The sequence below is a fragment of the Halomonas sp. DN3 genome, assembly GCF_024137905.1.
Classification (GTDB): domain Bacteria; phylum Pseudomonadota; class Gammaproteobacteria; order Pseudomonadales; family Halomonadaceae; genus Halomonas; species Halomonas litopenaei.
Genome location: NZ_CP099965.1, coordinates 3554117 through 3566684, shown reverse-complemented (window position 1 = coordinate 3566684; position 12568 = coordinate 3554117). Strand labels below are relative to the sequence as shown.

Sequence of the window (12568 nt, the reverse complement as noted above, 5' to 3'; positions counted from 1 at the left end):
GGCGGACAGTCAGAGCACGGCGGACATTCAAGGACAACCTCATTGCACCAGCGCCACCGCGTGTTCGCCGGAGGGATGGGGCATCACCTGCATCGGCACGCCGTAGATGTCCTCGAGCAGGTCGCCGGTCATCAGCGTCTGCGGGTCGCCTTCGGCGATGACGCGGCCGCTGTGCAGGGCGACCAGGCGATCACAGAAGCGTGAGGCCATGTTGATGTCGTGCAACACGATGACCACGCCCAGGTCGAGCTCTCGCGACAGCTTGCGTACCAGGGTCATCACTTCCACCTGATGGGCGATATCCAGCGCCGCCAGCGGTTCATCGAGCAGCAGCAGGCGGCTGCCCTGGGCCAGCAGCATGGCCAGCCACACCCGGGTACGTTCGCCGCCGGACAGGGTGTCCACCAGGCGATCGGCAAAGCCCTCGGTGTGGGTCAGCGCCATGGCTCGCGCCACGTGTTCGTGATCGTCGCGCCGCGAGCGACCCAGCAGCCCCTTCCAGGGATAACGACCAAAGGCGATCAGCTCGCGACAGGTCAGGCTTTCGGCACTGGGGAGGTGTTGCGGCAGATAGGCCACTTCGCGGGCGAAGGCGCGGCGCCCCCAGGCCTCGAGCGGCTGGCCGTTGAACAGGATGCGCCCCTCGCTGGCCGGCTGCTGCTGAGCCATCAGCTTGAGCAGGGTCGACTTGCCGGAGCCGTTGTGGCCGATCAGTCCGTGGACCCGGCCGGCATCGAAGCTCAGGCTGGTCGGCGACAGCAGGGTCTTGCCCGGGATCGCGAAGGAAGCGGACTGAAGATCGAACATGAAGACGGCTCCGCTGGGTGACTGGGGCAGGGTGGCTTGGGCTGGCTGGTCCGGGCAGGAAAGATAATGGATAGGAATGGTTATCAATTTGTTTGTTATTGTCAATGATGCACGTCAGGGAGGCGTTGCGCTGAAAGACTATTGATCAACCCTTGTAGAAGGGGCGTAAAGGATGACACCCTGTGGTCCACGACATCGGGCCTCTTCAACGGCGGCAGGGATGCCGACACCGCCAGGCGGGCAATGCGTTTGGCGTGGAGCACGCTAGCGAGAAGAACGCGTCTTGCCTATAGTATGAGGCCCACGATGACGTAAGCTGGTGAGTGGGATACGATTATCCCCCCTGAACCCAGCCCAATTTCGACAAGGAAGGAGGTATCACCATGGCACATACTCTGCCGGAACTGCCCTACGCCTACGACGCACTGGAACCCTCCATTGATGCGCTGACCATGGAGATCCACCATTCTCGTCACCACAACACCTACGTCACCAACCTCAACGGCGCCCTGGAAGGCACCGGTCTCGAGGACCTGCCGGTCGACGAGCTGATCTCCAACCTGGAGCGTCTGCCGGAAGACAAGCGCCAGCCGGTCATCAACAACGGCGGCGGCCACTCCAACCACTCGCTGTTCTGGACCGTGATGTCCCCGAACGGTGGTGGCGACCCCAAGGGCAAGGTCGGTGAGGCCATCGAGAAGGAACTGGGCGGCTTTGACGCCTTCAAGGATGCCTTCACCAAGGCCGCGCTGGGCCGCTTCGGCTCTGGCTGGGCCTGGCTCTCCGTCACTCCGGACGGCGCCCTGGTGGTGGAAAACACCCTGAACCAGGACAGCCCGCTGATGCACGGCAACACCCCGGTGCTGGGTCTGGACGTGTGGGAGCACGCCTACTACCTGAAGTACCAGAACAAGCGTCCCGACTACATCGCCGCCTTCTTCAACGTGGTGGACTGGGACGAAGTCGAGCGTCGCTACCAGGCCGCCACTGCCTGAGCGAAGCCGGCCTGACGTCGATGTCTCGACGTCATCCGTGCTAGCGCAAGACCCGCGCCGCGGCCCCCAGGGCCGCGGCGCTTTTGGTTGGTGCCCCGGTCGGGGCGCCGTCTGGATTGGTCGTCGCCCTTGTGGTGCGACAGCAAGGAGTTCACGCCGTGTCCCGCTCATCCAGCCTGCAGGCGCTAGGGCGCCTGTTGCGCTACGCCCGCGGTTATCGTCGACGGATCGTCGCCGCCACCCTGTGTTCGATGATCAACAAGCTGTTTGATATCGCCCCCGAGATCCTGATCGGAGTGGCCATCGACGTGGTGGTCAACCAGGAGCAGAGCTTCGTGGCGGGGCTCGGCTTCGTCTCGGCCAGCTCCCAGATCATTGTGCTGGGGGTGCTGACCTTCTTTATCTGGGCCGGCGAGTCGCTGTTCGAGTACCTCTATCAGATCCTGTGGCGCAACCTTGCCCAGCGCCTGCAGGCCGACCTGCGTCAGGACGCCTACGAGCACGTGCAGCGCCTGGACATGGGGTTCTTCGAGTCGCGCTCGTCCGGTGAGCTGGTCGCCACCATGAATGACGACGTCAACCAGCTCGAGCGCTTCCTCGACGGCGGTGCCAACTCGCTGATCCAGGTCGCCGTCACCGTGGTGGCGGTGGGGGCGGTGTTCTTCGTGCTGTCGCCGCTGATCGCGCTTTTGGCCTTTACCCCGGTGCCGTTGATCCTGTGGGGTGCCTTCGTGTTTCAGCGCAAGGCCGGTCCCCTCTATGCCGACGTGCGTGAGAAGGTCGGGGTGCTGTCCAGCCGGCTGTCCAACAATATTCAGGGCATGGCCACCATCAAGAGCTTTACCGCAGAGGCCCGCGAGGCGGCTCGGCTGAAGGCCGACAGCGAGGCCTATGTGGACGCCAACAGCCGTGCCATTCGTATCAGCTCGGCCTTTATTCCGGTGATCCGCATGGCGATCCTCACCGGGTTTCTGGCCACCTTCATCGTCGGTGGCATGCAGGCGCTGTCCGGTGAGCTCAACGTCGGCGCCTACGGCGTGCTGGTGTTCTTGACCCAGCGGCTGCTATGGCCGCTGACCGGACTGGCCCAGGTCATCGACCTGTTCGAGCGGGCCATGGCCAGCACCCGGCGCATCCTCGATCTGATCGCTACCCCGATCCGGGTGCGCGACGATGGACGCCGTGAGCTAGAGACGCCGGTGCGTGGCGAGGTGCGCTTTTCAGAAGTGAGCTTTCACTACCCGGGCAGCGGCGCCGGTATCGACGCCGTGGAGCTGGCGGTACCCGCCGGCAGTACCCTGGCGCTGGTCGGGCCCACCGGCTCCGGCAAGTCGACCCTGATCAAGCTGCTGTTGCGCTTTCACGACCCCGACCAGGGGCGGGTCGAGCTCGACGCCGTCCCGGTGGCGGAGCTTCGCCAGGGAGCGCTGCGCGACGCCATCGGCCTGGTCAGCCAGGACGTCTACCTGTTCGAGGGCAGCGTGCGTGACAACATCGCCTACGCTCGTCCCGAGGCCAGTGATGAGGAGGTCATCGCAGCGGCACGCACCGCCGAAGCCTGGGAGTTCATCGAGCGTCTGCCGGACGGCCTCGATACCCGTGTCGGCGAGCGCGGCGTGCGCCTGTCCGGCGGGCAGCGCCAGCGTCTGTCGCTGGCCCGGGCGCTGCTCAAGGATCCCCCGGTGCTGGTGCTGGATGAAGCCACCAGTGCGGTGGACAACGAGACCGAGGCGGCGATTCAGCGCTCGCTGTCGCGCATCGGCGGTGAGCGTACCGTGATTATGATCGCCCACCGGCTCTCGACCATCGTCCACGCCGACCAGATCGTGGTGATGGAGCGGGGGCAGGTGGTCGAGCGCGGAGACCACGCCGAGTTGATCGCCCGGGGTGGGCGCTACGCCGCCCAGTGGCAGGTGCAGACCGGCGAGGCGGCGACGGTGGCAGCCACGTCGCCCTGACCTGGCGCGATGCGTGGGGCTTGGCCGTGGGCCCGGGGCCGGCCCAGGAACAGGCCCCGGAACCGGTTCCGGTGTGGAGGATACGGCTCGCCAGCGCCGCCCGTGCAGTCTAGGGTAAGTAAGTAGTAACTTCCTATGCTGCATGAGGCGTGAAGGATGAGCTGCGTACTGCTCGGGGACGGGGTTCGTCGCCGGGCGTTCCATCGTCTGCTGTCGGGCTTTGTTGTACCGGGCTTTGTTGTACCGGGCTTTGTTGTACCGGGCTTTGTTGTACAGGGCATAGCTGCACCTGCCTTGGCGATGCGCGCCCTGCGAGTGTCGGCGTCTTGTTTACTGGCGGCTTGTTTACTGGTGGCTTGGCGACCGAGAGCCCTGGTCCGGGCCGCTCTGCTGCTGGGTTGCCTGGCAACGACGCCGGCCCTTGCCGACTTGCGCATCCTGCATCTCGACGTGGGCATGGGCGACGCCACCCTGGTAGTGGATACCGGCAGCGGTCAGAGTCTGTTGATCGATGCGGGAAATCGTGGTGATGGCCGCAGGGTGGTGGCGCCGGCCCTGATCGCACTGGGGATCGATCGACTCGACTATTTTCTCGCCAGCCACTATGACGCCGACCATATCGGTGGCTTCGATGAACTCATCGAGGCGGGCATCACCGTCGAGACGGTGCTGGAGCGACCCGGTATCAAGCCCGAGGTGCTGTCTCCCACCGGCCGCGACACCCAGTACGGCGAGTACCTGGCGGCGGCCCGGGCCGTGGGGGCGCGGCTGATCGAGCTTGTCCCCGACTGTCGTCCCGATCATCCCCAGCTGCGCCTGGGCGCCGACACCCGTATCCAGGTGGCCGCAGCCGGCGGCCGGCACCTGGCCGGGGATATCGGTTTCTGCGAGGTCGGTGAGCAGTCACTTCATCCACGGCGTGAAAACGCCCGCAGCGTGGCACTGATCATCGAGCACGGGCGCTTTCGCTACTTCACCGGCGGCGACCTCACCGGCGGCGACCTCACCGGTGGCGGCGCTCGCAGCGTACCCATGGAGGCCTTCGTCGCCGCCCAGGTGGGCAACGTCGACGTGCTCAAGCTGAATCACCACGGTTCCGACACCAGCACCAGCGACACCTTTGTGCAGACGCTGAGACCCGAGGTGGCCGTGCTCAGCGTCGGCGATGGCGGAGTGAACCTGCGCTATCGCCTGCCGCGTCAGGCTCCGCTGGATCGCCTGGCCAAGCTCAGCCCGGCACCGCTGCTGTTCCAGACGCGCCAGGGCGAAGGTGGAAGCTACCTGGGGGCCTACGTCGAGAATCGCCACATCGTCGTTCATACCGATGGCGAGAGCTACACCATCAACGGCCTGATCTGTGTGGTGGACGAGCGCACCCAGGCAAGCGAGGGAGGACACTGTCGATGAGCAGTTCAGAGCAGGAGGGGCCTCGTCGCGATCGCAGGGACGATGATGCCGACGGCGGCAGCGATAGTGACAATCTTAACGGCAACGGCAACGGCAACGGCAGTGAAGATGGCTGCGGAGAGCGTATCCGCAAGCTGCTCGACGACACCACGGCGCTGCTGGACTACGCCCAGGAGTTCGAAGGTTACCCGCCGGAGATCGACCTGACCGCCTACTTCGTGGCCAAGGAAAGGACCGATCGCAAGGAGCTGTTGACCACCGAAGAACTGGCCGGCGTGGTGGTTTGCTACCGGCGCCTGTCCCGGCTCTACCCAGGTATCTCGCCTCGTACCCTGGCGGCGACGCGCCCGGACAGCGATGGTCGAATGCGCGACAGCCGCACCGGCAAGTACTTGATTCGCCTTTGGTGGTGGACCGGGGCGGTGGTGATGGCGGTGATCGGCTCCAACGTGCTGATGTACGCCATCGATACTGGCCGGCCGTCCTCTGGGCTCGACTGGACCCACTGGAATACCGCGCTCGACTTTATCTACGAGGGACTTCGCCACACAGAGCCCTTTCTTTATGGTGCCCTCGGGGCCTTCGCCTTTGTGCTGCGGGTGACCGCGACCCGGCTGTACAGTCGCACCTTCGATCCCGCGCGGATCGGCGAGCATGTCAATCGCATCGTGCTGGGCACGCTCTCCGGTGGCGCCATCGTGTTGTTCGTCTCCCAGATTCCCACCGATCAGGGCGCACAGGTGGCGCTGAGCGGCGCCGCCCTGGGCTTTCTCGCCGGCTACAGCATCGATTTTCTGTTCGGCACTCTGGACCGGGTGATCTGCGCCTTGCTGGTAAACGACGCGGGCGACAAGACTGGCAAGGCGGCGCGGGCTCGCCGTGACGCCGACGTGGTTCAGGTGCTGGATGATCTGGTCGCCGAGCAGCCAGACGGCGAGGCCAGGCGTCGTCTGGGAGAGGTGATCGAGACGCTCAGGCAGCGCCACCAGGCCTGATGGGTAGGGCAGTCGTAGGCCTCAGCCGCTCATCGCCTGTGGCAGATAGGTGGCGATGCCCGGGAACAGGCTCATCAGCACGATGGCCACGATCATCAGCAGGAAGAACGGCAGCGTGGCGCGGGTGATCGACATGATGTCACGCCCGGTCAGGCCCTGGATCACGAACAGGTTGAAGCCCACCGGCGGGGTGATCTGCGACATCTCGACCACGATGACCAGGTAGATGCCGAACCAGATCAGATCGAAGCCGGCGGTCTCGATCACCGGCATGATGATCGAGGTGACCAGCAGGATCAGCGAGATACCGTCGAGAAAGCAGCCCAGCACCAGCAAGAAAAGGGTCAGCACCACCAGCAGCCAGGCCGGCGACAGACCCATGGCGCCGATCTTCTCGGCCAGGTCCATGGGCAACTGGGTGAAGCTCATGGCCGAGGAAAGAAACGAGGCCCCGGCGATGATGAAGGCGATCATGCAGGAGGTGCGCACCGCGGCGAACAGGGCGTCTTTGAAGATAGTGCTGTTGAAGTGGCCGTTGGCTCGAGCGATCAGCATCGACAGCACGACCCCCGAGGCGGCGGCCTCGGTGGGCGAGGCAAGCCCGCCGTAGATGCTGCCGAGGATGCCGCCGATCAGCGCCAGCAGCGGCAGCAGTTGCAGGCTTCCCGACAGCTTCTGGCGCAGCGGCATGTCGCTGTCGCGCTTGCCCACCGCGCCACGACGATTGCCCACCAGCAGCGACCAGCCGATCACGTAGGTCATGAACAGACCGAGCAGCATCAGTCCCGGCCCGACGCCGGCGATGAACAGGCGAGAGATCGACTGTTCGGTGACCACGCCGTAGACGATCATCATGATCGACGGCGGAATCAACAGCCCCAGGGTCGAGGCGCTGGCCAGGGTGCCGATGGCCAGGTCGTTGTCGTAGCCGCGCTTTTCAAGCTCCGGCAGGGTCATCTTGCCGACGGTGGCGCAGGTCGCCGCCGAGGAGCCGCAGACCGCGGCAAACAGCCCGCTGCCGATGATGTTGGAATGCAACAGGCGTCCGGGAATACGTCCGAGCCAGGGCGACAGCGCCTGGAACATGTTGTTGGCGAGCCCCGAGCGAAACAGGATCTCGCCCATCCACACGAACATCGGCAGCGCGGTCAGGTCCCAGCCGTAGCTGGCGCCCCAGAAGTCCGAGGCCAGGATTGGGCCGGGCTCCAGCGGGAAGAACAGCGTCAGCACGATAAAGCCGGTGCCGAGCAGGGCGTAGGCGATCCACACGCCGCTGCCGAGCAGCACCGCCAGCGCCAGCAGGGTGACCAGACTGATCGTCAGCATCTCGGCAAGCCCTCCTGGCGAGACAGGCGCTGCAGGCGAACAGGAATCCTCGGGTCAGTCATGGCTGGGTTCCTCGTCCGGGGCCTCGAAGCGGCGTGGCGCCGTCAGCGCCTGTCTGGCGGTGTAGATCAGCGCTTCGGCCAGGGCCAGGCTCATCAGGGCCATGCCGACCAGCAACGCCAGCTGGGGAATCCACAGCGGAACGGCGAGCAGTCCCGAGGAGACGTCGTCGAACTCGAGGCTCTCGTGCATCAGTTGCCACAGCGATACGCACAACAGCGCGTTGAGCGCCGAAGCCACCGCCAGGCAGAACAGTTCGGTGAAGGCGCGCACCGCCGCCGGCAGGCGCTGGATCACCAGCGACATGCGGATGTGGGCGTGGTGGCTGAAGGTGTAGGCCATGCCGAGAAAGGTCGCGCCCACCAGCAGGAAGGACGCCAGTTCCGACACCCCGGTGATCTCGAGGCCAAGACGCGCGCCGCCGAACAGCACCAGCAGGGCATCCAGCAGGCGAAACAGCACCTGGATGGTGATCAGGCCGCAGATGGCGACCATGGAGGCGGCCGCACCCAGCCCACCAAGGCGGTAAAGCGGCATCAGGCGAAACTTCATGGGCGATCCTTGGCGTCAGTGGAGCGATACGTTGTCCGTGAGTCGTTGACCGCACCCTTCTTGCACGGCGTCGTGACGTGCCATGTTGCGAAAGACAGGCCGTGAACGGGACAACGAACGAGCGGCGAGGACACTCCCCACCGCTCGTCCCTAGCGCTATTCGGTATTGGCGCGGTAGTCCTCGATCAGCGCCTTGGCCCGGTCATCGGCGCGGCTCTCCCAGTCCTGAAAGAGCTTGTCGCCGGCCTCGGAAAGGGCTCCGGCCACCGCCTCGTTGGGCTCGCCAATGGTGATGCCGTTTTCCTCCAGGGCCTGGGCGCTGCCTTCCATATCGGCCTTGCTGGCCTCCCAGCCGCGCTCTTCGGCCTCGGCCGCCGCTTCCATCAGCGCTTGCTGGGTCGCCTCATCCAGGCGATCGAAGGCCTTCTGATTGACGAAGATGATGTTCTTCGGAATCCACAGGTTGGCGTCGGAGAAGTGGGAGACATAGTCCCAGGCCGCCATCGACTCGCCGGTGGACACCGAGGTGATCATGGCGTCGACCCGGCCGGTGGAGAAGGCGGTGGGGATGTCCGACTCCTCGGTCTCGGTGGGCAGGCCGCCGAGGTTCTCGGTCAGTCGCTGGGTATTGATGTTGGGCGCACGTACTCTGAGTCCCTCGAACTGGGCGGGGTCATTCAACTCGAAGTCGGTGTAGATGCCCTGTGACGGCCAGGGCACTGCGTACAGCGGCTTCATGCCCTGCTCGGCGAACAGCTCCTCGATCACCGGCTTGCTCGCCTTCCACAGCTCCCAGGCCTCGTCGTAGCTGCCGGCGAGCCCCGGCAGGGTGTCCAGTTCGAACACCGGCGACTCGTTGGACAGGATCGACATGAAGATCTCGCCGGCCTGGACGGTACCACGGCGCACCGATGGCTTGATCTCGCCGTGGCTGATCAGCGAACCGCCGGAGTGCACGGTGATGTCGAGCTCGCCATCGGTGGCCTCGCGCACGTCTTCGGCGAACTGCTTGGTGTTCTCGGTGTGGAAGCTGGCATCCCCATAGGGCGTCGCCAGGTTCCATTCGGCGGCCTGGGCGCTGCTGACCACAGTGGCGGTGGAGAGTGTGGCCACGGCAACGGCCAGCCCCAGGGAGGAGTATCGAGTCATGATGCCTACCTTGTTGTTGTAGAAACGTGGCGGTGAAAACGACGTGTCGTGATGGAGGTATCAGTCTGACTATGCAGCATCGGGCAGGATGGCGTTGAAGATCAAGCCGCCTTGCCGATGCCGCAGGGCCCTCAGGCCTTCTTGAACAGCTGGCTTTCGCGATCCTTGAACGCCTTGAACTCCAGTGCGTTGCCGGACGGGTCCTTGAAGAACATGGTGGCCTGCTCGCCGGGCTCGCCCTTGAAGCGGATGTAGGGTTCGATCTCGAACTTGACGCCATGGGACTTGAGCTTCTCGGCCAGGGCCTCCCAGGCGTCCATTTCCAGTACCACGCCGAAGTGCGGCACCGGCACACCGTGGCCGTCCACCGGGTTCTTGTGGGCAGCGTCGGCGGCGTCCTTGAGACCGGGGTTCAGGTGGCAGACGAACTGATGGCCGTAGAGGTCGAAGTCGACCCAGGACTCGGAGCTGCGGCCTTCGGGGCAGCCGAGAAAGTTGCCATAGAACTCGCGGGCCTCGTCGATATCACGGACCTGAATGGCAAGATGGAAGGGATCGCTGACGGCCATGGGGAAACTCCGGAGTGCGTGAAGGGGTATATCACTGATTCTTGGCCGGGGAGGATCGTGGCGTCAATCTTCTTGCCGAATTTGTCGGGAATCGACTCGGGCGTTAGATTCAACTGACAAGAGGAGATTGTGTGGCGCCCCGGCAACGCGATCGAAGCATCCACGAAAAGGCTCGAAGGCAAGTGCTCGGAGCGCGCGCTGGACGCCACGAAGGCGACAGAAGACAGCGGAAAACGACAATAACAGGTTCGTTAACCACCTGACGTCCATTGGCGAAGGTTCACCAGAGGACGTCGACAACAGAGGCTGCCCCATGCCGATACCCCGACTCAACTGCGACGTTGGCGAGAGCTTTGGTGCCTGGAAGATGGGCCGTGACGCCGACGTGATGCCCTATATCGACTGCGCCAACATCGCCTGCGGCTTCCACGCCGGCGACCCTGACGTGATGCGGCGCACCGTAGGCTACGCCGTGGCCAACGAGGTGCTGGTCGGCGCCCACCCCGGCTATCCCGACCTGGTGGGTTTTGGCCGGCGCAGCCTGGCGGTGTCCCCGAGCGAAGCCGAGAACCTGCTGCTCTACCAGATCGGTGCCCTCGACGGCGTCTGTCGTGCCGAGGGCACCAGGGTCGGCTACGTCAAGCCCCACGGCTCGCTCTACAACGACATGGCCACCAATATGGAACTGCTGCGCGCCACCATGCGCGCGGTCAAGGCCTATGACGGGAGACTGCCGCTGTTGGTGATGTCCACCGCCGACACCGCCGCAGTGAGGGCGCTTGCCGAGGAGGAGGGTGTCAGCCTGTGGTTCGAGGTGTTCGCCGACCGTGCCTATGACGGCGAAGGTCGGCTGGTGTCCCGGCGTGAGCCAGACGCGGTGCATCACGATGAGGACACCATCGTCGGCCAGGCGGTGACCCTGGCCCGGGGCGAGGCGCTGACCGCCCGCGACGGCACCAAACTGGTCCTTCCCGCCGATACTCTGTGCGTGCACGGCGACAACGAGAGTTCAGTGGCGGCGGTGCGCGCCATCCGTGAGGCCTTCGACCAGCTGGAGGGGGCATGACGCCGAGCCCACGTCTGGAGACGGTGGCCTTCGATAGCCTGATCGTGCGGCTGTTCGACGCCATCGACGAGTCGCATATGCCCTGGGTGCTGGCGGCGGTGGACGCCATCCGCGAGCGGCTTGGCGAGGATGCCCTGGAGGTGGTGCCGTCCTATACCACGGTGCTGGTGCAGCTCGATATCCGCAGGCTGTCGCTTGGCGAGGCCCGAGCGCGCCTCGGCGAGGCCCTGGCGAACCTGTCGCCCCGTGCGACGGAGGACGGCAGCCTGCACGAGATCCCGGTGTGGTATGACGCAAGCGTCGGCCCTGAGCTTGAGCTGATCGCTCAGCGCGCAGGCATCACCGCCGACCAGGTCATCGAACGCCACTGCGCCCACGACTACAGCGTCTTCGCGCTGGGATTTGCCCCCGGCTACGGCTTCATGGGACTGGTCGAGGACGCCCTGGCCACGCCTCGACTCAAGACACCGCGCCAGAAGGTGGCCGCGGGCAGCGTCGGCATCGCCGATCGCCAGACCGCCGTCTATCCCGCGCCGTCGCCTGGCGGCTGGAACCTGATCGGACGCACCGCCACCCGGCTGTTCGATCGCGAGCGCGAGGGTTACACCCTGTTCAAGCCCGGCGATCGCGTGCGCTTTGTGGCCATCGACCGCGCCACCTTCGAGGCGCAGGGTGGCGACACCACTCCCCAACCCCCGGCCGAGGAGAGCGGCGCATGAGTCTCAAGGTGGAACGCGCAGGTCCCCTGGCGCTGGTGGTCGACGGTGGTCGCCAGGGTGTGCGCCATCTGGGCGTGACCCAGGGCGGTGCCATGGACTGGGTGGCATTGGGCTGGGCCAACTGGCTGCTGGGTAACGCCCCGGACGCCCCCGGCATCGAGATCATGGTTGGCGGCCTTGCGCTGGTGGCCGAGGCCGACGTGAGCGTGGCGCTGGCCGGTGCCGACCTGGGCGCGACCCTGGACGGCGAACCCCTGGCCCTGGCGGAGCCGGTAACGCTCAAGCGTGGCCAGCGGCTGGTGTTCGAACGGCCGAAAAGCGGCCTGCGCGCCTATCTGGCGCTGCCGGGCGGGATCGAGGCGAGCGCCATCATGGGCAGCGTCACGAGCACCGTGCGTGAAGGGCTCGGTGGCCTCGACGGTTTCGGCAAGCCGCTGGCCCAGGGCGACGTGCTGACGCCCAAGCAGGATCGGCCCTCGGGCGGCGATCGTCGCCTGCCACAGCGGGACGCCGATTCGGGGCAGCGGGACGTTGATGGGGAGCCGGGGGCTCTGGTCACGGCAAGCGACGGGCCGCTGGCGCTGTCGCTGGTGCCCGGGGCCCAGATCGCGAGCTTCTCGGGCACCAGCCTGTATCGCGCCTTCAATGACGTCTGGACGCTGGATCAGCGCGCCGATCGCATGGGGATTCGCCTGACCGGGCCGCAGCTTGAGGGCAGCATGAGCGGCATGGTGTCAGAGGGCATTCCGCTGGGGGCGGTACAGGTACCGCCGGACGGCCAGCCGATCATCCTGATGAACGACCGCCAGACCATCGGCGGCTACCCCCGCCTGGGGGGGCTGACCCCGCTGGCCTGCGCCCGCCTGGCCCAGTGCCTGCCTGGCACCGAGGTGCACCTGGTGCCGGTGTCGCCGGAGCGTGCCCGCGATGACCATCTGAGACAGCTTGCCCGTTGGGAGTAGGAG

The 12568-nt window shown here is 65.6% G+C and carries 12 protein-coding genes; 7 read left to right on the top strand and 5 right to left on the bottom strand.

Going from position 1 to position 12568, the window contains the following annotated elements; translation table 11 throughout:
* Positions 1 to 39: 39 nt before the first annotated feature.
* Entirely contained in the window at positions 40 to 807 is a 768-nt protein-coding gene (locus NKF27_RS15355; protein WP_045992323.1) for an ATP-binding cassette domain-containing protein, read from the bottom strand.
* Positions 808 to 1190: 383 nt separating this feature from the next.
* Between NKF27_RS15355 and NKF27_RS15350 the strand changes: the two genes are divergently transcribed.
* The 4 genes from NKF27_RS15350 to NKF27_RS15335 all read left to right on the top strand — a co-directional run bounded on the left by NKF27_RS15350 (position 1191) and on the right by NKF27_RS15335 (position 6162).
* The gene (locus tag NKF27_RS15350) at positions 1191 to 1802 is read left to right on the top strand and encodes a superoxide dismutase (protein WP_045992322.1); all 612 of its coding nucleotides are present in this window, start codon (positions 1191 to 1193) and stop codon (positions 1800 to 1802) included.
* A 158-nt stretch (positions 1803 to 1960) separates the two neighbouring features.
* On the top strand, positions 1961 to 3760 hold the full coding sequence (locus tag NKF27_RS15345; protein ID WP_045992321.1) for an ABC transporter ATP-binding protein: 1800 nt from the start codon (positions 1961 to 1963) through the stop codon (positions 3758 to 3760).
* A 156-nt stretch (positions 3761 to 3916) separates the two neighbouring features.
* On the top strand, positions 3917 to 5167 hold the full coding sequence (locus NKF27_RS15340) for a ComEC/Rec2 family competence protein (RefSeq protein ID WP_253552957.1): 1251 nt from the start codon (positions 3917 to 3919) through the stop codon (positions 5165 to 5167).
* Positions 5164 to 6162 carry a hypothetical protein gene (locus tag NKF27_RS15335; RefSeq protein ID WP_253552955.1) on the top strand — a complete coding sequence of 333 codons (999 nt, stop codon included), beginning with the start codon at positions 5164 to 5166 and terminating at the stop codon, positions 6160 to 6162. The genes NKF27_RS15340 and NKF27_RS15335 overlap by 4 nt, the downstream gene beginning before the upstream one ends.
* 21 nt (positions 6163 to 6183) lie before the next feature.
* Here NKF27_RS15335 and NKF27_RS15330 read toward each other — a convergent pair whose 3' ends face one another.
* The 4 genes from NKF27_RS15330 to NKF27_RS15315 form a co-directional block, all read right to left on the bottom strand.
* Positions 6184 to 7488 (bottom strand): TRAP transporter large permease, encoded by a 1305-nt coding sequence (locus tag NKF27_RS15330; protein WP_045992316.1) that lies wholly within the window; start codon positions 7486 to 7488, stop codon positions 6184 to 6186.
* A 54-nt stretch (positions 7489 to 7542) separates the two neighbouring features.
* A complete protein-coding gene (locus tag NKF27_RS15325; RefSeq protein WP_108448300.1) occupies positions 7543 to 8100 on the bottom strand; it encodes a TRAP transporter small permease in 558 nt (185 codons plus the stop codon).
* Between the two features lie 156 nt (positions 8101 to 8256).
* Complete coding sequence (locus tag NKF27_RS15320; protein ID WP_253552953.1) at positions 8257 to 9249, bottom strand: TRAP transporter substrate-binding protein; 993 nt, start codon at positions 9247 to 9249, stop codon at positions 8257 to 8259.
* A gap of 131 nt (positions 9250 to 9380) precedes the next feature.
* The gene (locus NKF27_RS15315) at positions 9381 to 9818 is read right to left on the bottom strand and encodes a VOC family protein (protein ID WP_045992313.1); all 438 of its coding nucleotides are present in this window, start codon (positions 9816 to 9818) and stop codon (positions 9381 to 9383) included.
* Positions 9819 to 10131: 313 nt separating this feature from the next.
* Here NKF27_RS15315 and NKF27_RS15310 point away from each other — a divergent pair, with 313 nt between their 5' ends.
* The 3 genes from NKF27_RS15310 to NKF27_RS15300 are packed head-to-tail and all read left to right on the top strand — an operon-like array spanning position 10132 to position 12565.
* A complete protein-coding gene (locus NKF27_RS15310) occupies positions 10132 to 10884 on the top strand; it encodes a 5-oxoprolinase subunit PxpA (RefSeq protein ID WP_253552952.1) in 753 nt (250 codons plus the stop codon).
* Positions 10881 to 11603 (top strand): 5-oxoprolinase subunit PxpB, encoded by a 723-nt coding sequence (gene pxpB, locus NKF27_RS15305; RefSeq protein WP_108132500.1) that lies wholly within the window; start codon positions 10881 to 10883, stop codon positions 11601 to 11603. The genes NKF27_RS15310 and pxpB overlap by 4 nt, the downstream gene beginning before the upstream one ends.
* Positions 11600 to 12565, top strand: a complete 966-nt coding sequence (locus NKF27_RS15300) for a biotin-dependent carboxyltransferase family protein (protein WP_253552950.1) — start codon at positions 11600 to 11602, stop codon at positions 12563 to 12565. Before pxpB ends, NKF27_RS15300 begins: the two co-directional genes overlap by 4 nt.
* Positions 12566 to 12568: the final 3 nt, after the last annotated feature.

Bases quoted from the DNA above. Each gene is read 5' to 3' on its own strand.
- NKF27_RS15310 (WP_253552952.1), top strand. From the start codon at position 10,132: ATGCCGATACCCCGACTCAACTGCGACGTTGGCGAGAGCTTTGGTGCC.
- NKF27_RS15350 (WP_045992322.1), top strand. From the start codon at position 1,191: ATGGCACATACTCTGCCGGAACTGCCCTACGCCTACGACGCACTGGAA.
- NKF27_RS15300 (WP_253552950.1), top strand. From the start codon at position 11,600: ATGAGTCTCAAGGTGGAACGCGCAGGTCCCCTGGCGCTGGTGGTCGAC.
- NKF27_RS15320 (WP_253552953.1), bottom strand. From the start codon at position 9,249: ATGACTCGATACTCCTCCCTGGGGCTGGCCGTTGCCGTGGCCACACTC.
- NKF27_RS15330 (WP_045992316.1), bottom strand. From the start codon at position 7,488: ATGCTGACGATCAGTCTGGTCACCCTGCTGGCGCTGGCGGTGCTGCTC.
- NKF27_RS15315 (WP_045992313.1), bottom strand. From the start codon at position 9,818: ATGGCCGTCAGCGATCCCTTCCATCTTGCCATTCAGGTCCGTGATATC.
- NKF27_RS15340 (WP_253552957.1), top strand. From the start codon at position 3,917: ATGAGCTGCGTACTGCTCGGGGACGGGGTTCGTCGCCGGGCGTTCCAT.
- NKF27_RS15335 (WP_253552955.1), top strand. From the start codon at position 5,164: ATGAGCAGTTCAGAGCAGGAGGGGCCTCGTCGCGATCGCAGGGACGAT.
- pxpB (WP_108132500.1), top strand. From the start codon at position 10,881: ATGACGCCGAGCCCACGTCTGGAGACGGTGGCCTTCGATAGCCTGATC.
- NKF27_RS15325 (WP_108448300.1), bottom strand. From the start codon at position 8,100: ATGAAGTTTCGCCTGATGCCGCTTTACCGCCTTGGTGGGCTGGGTGCG.
- NKF27_RS15355 (WP_045992323.1), bottom strand. From the start codon at position 807: ATGTTCGATCTTCAGTCCGCTTCCTTCGCGATCCCGGGCAAGACCCTG.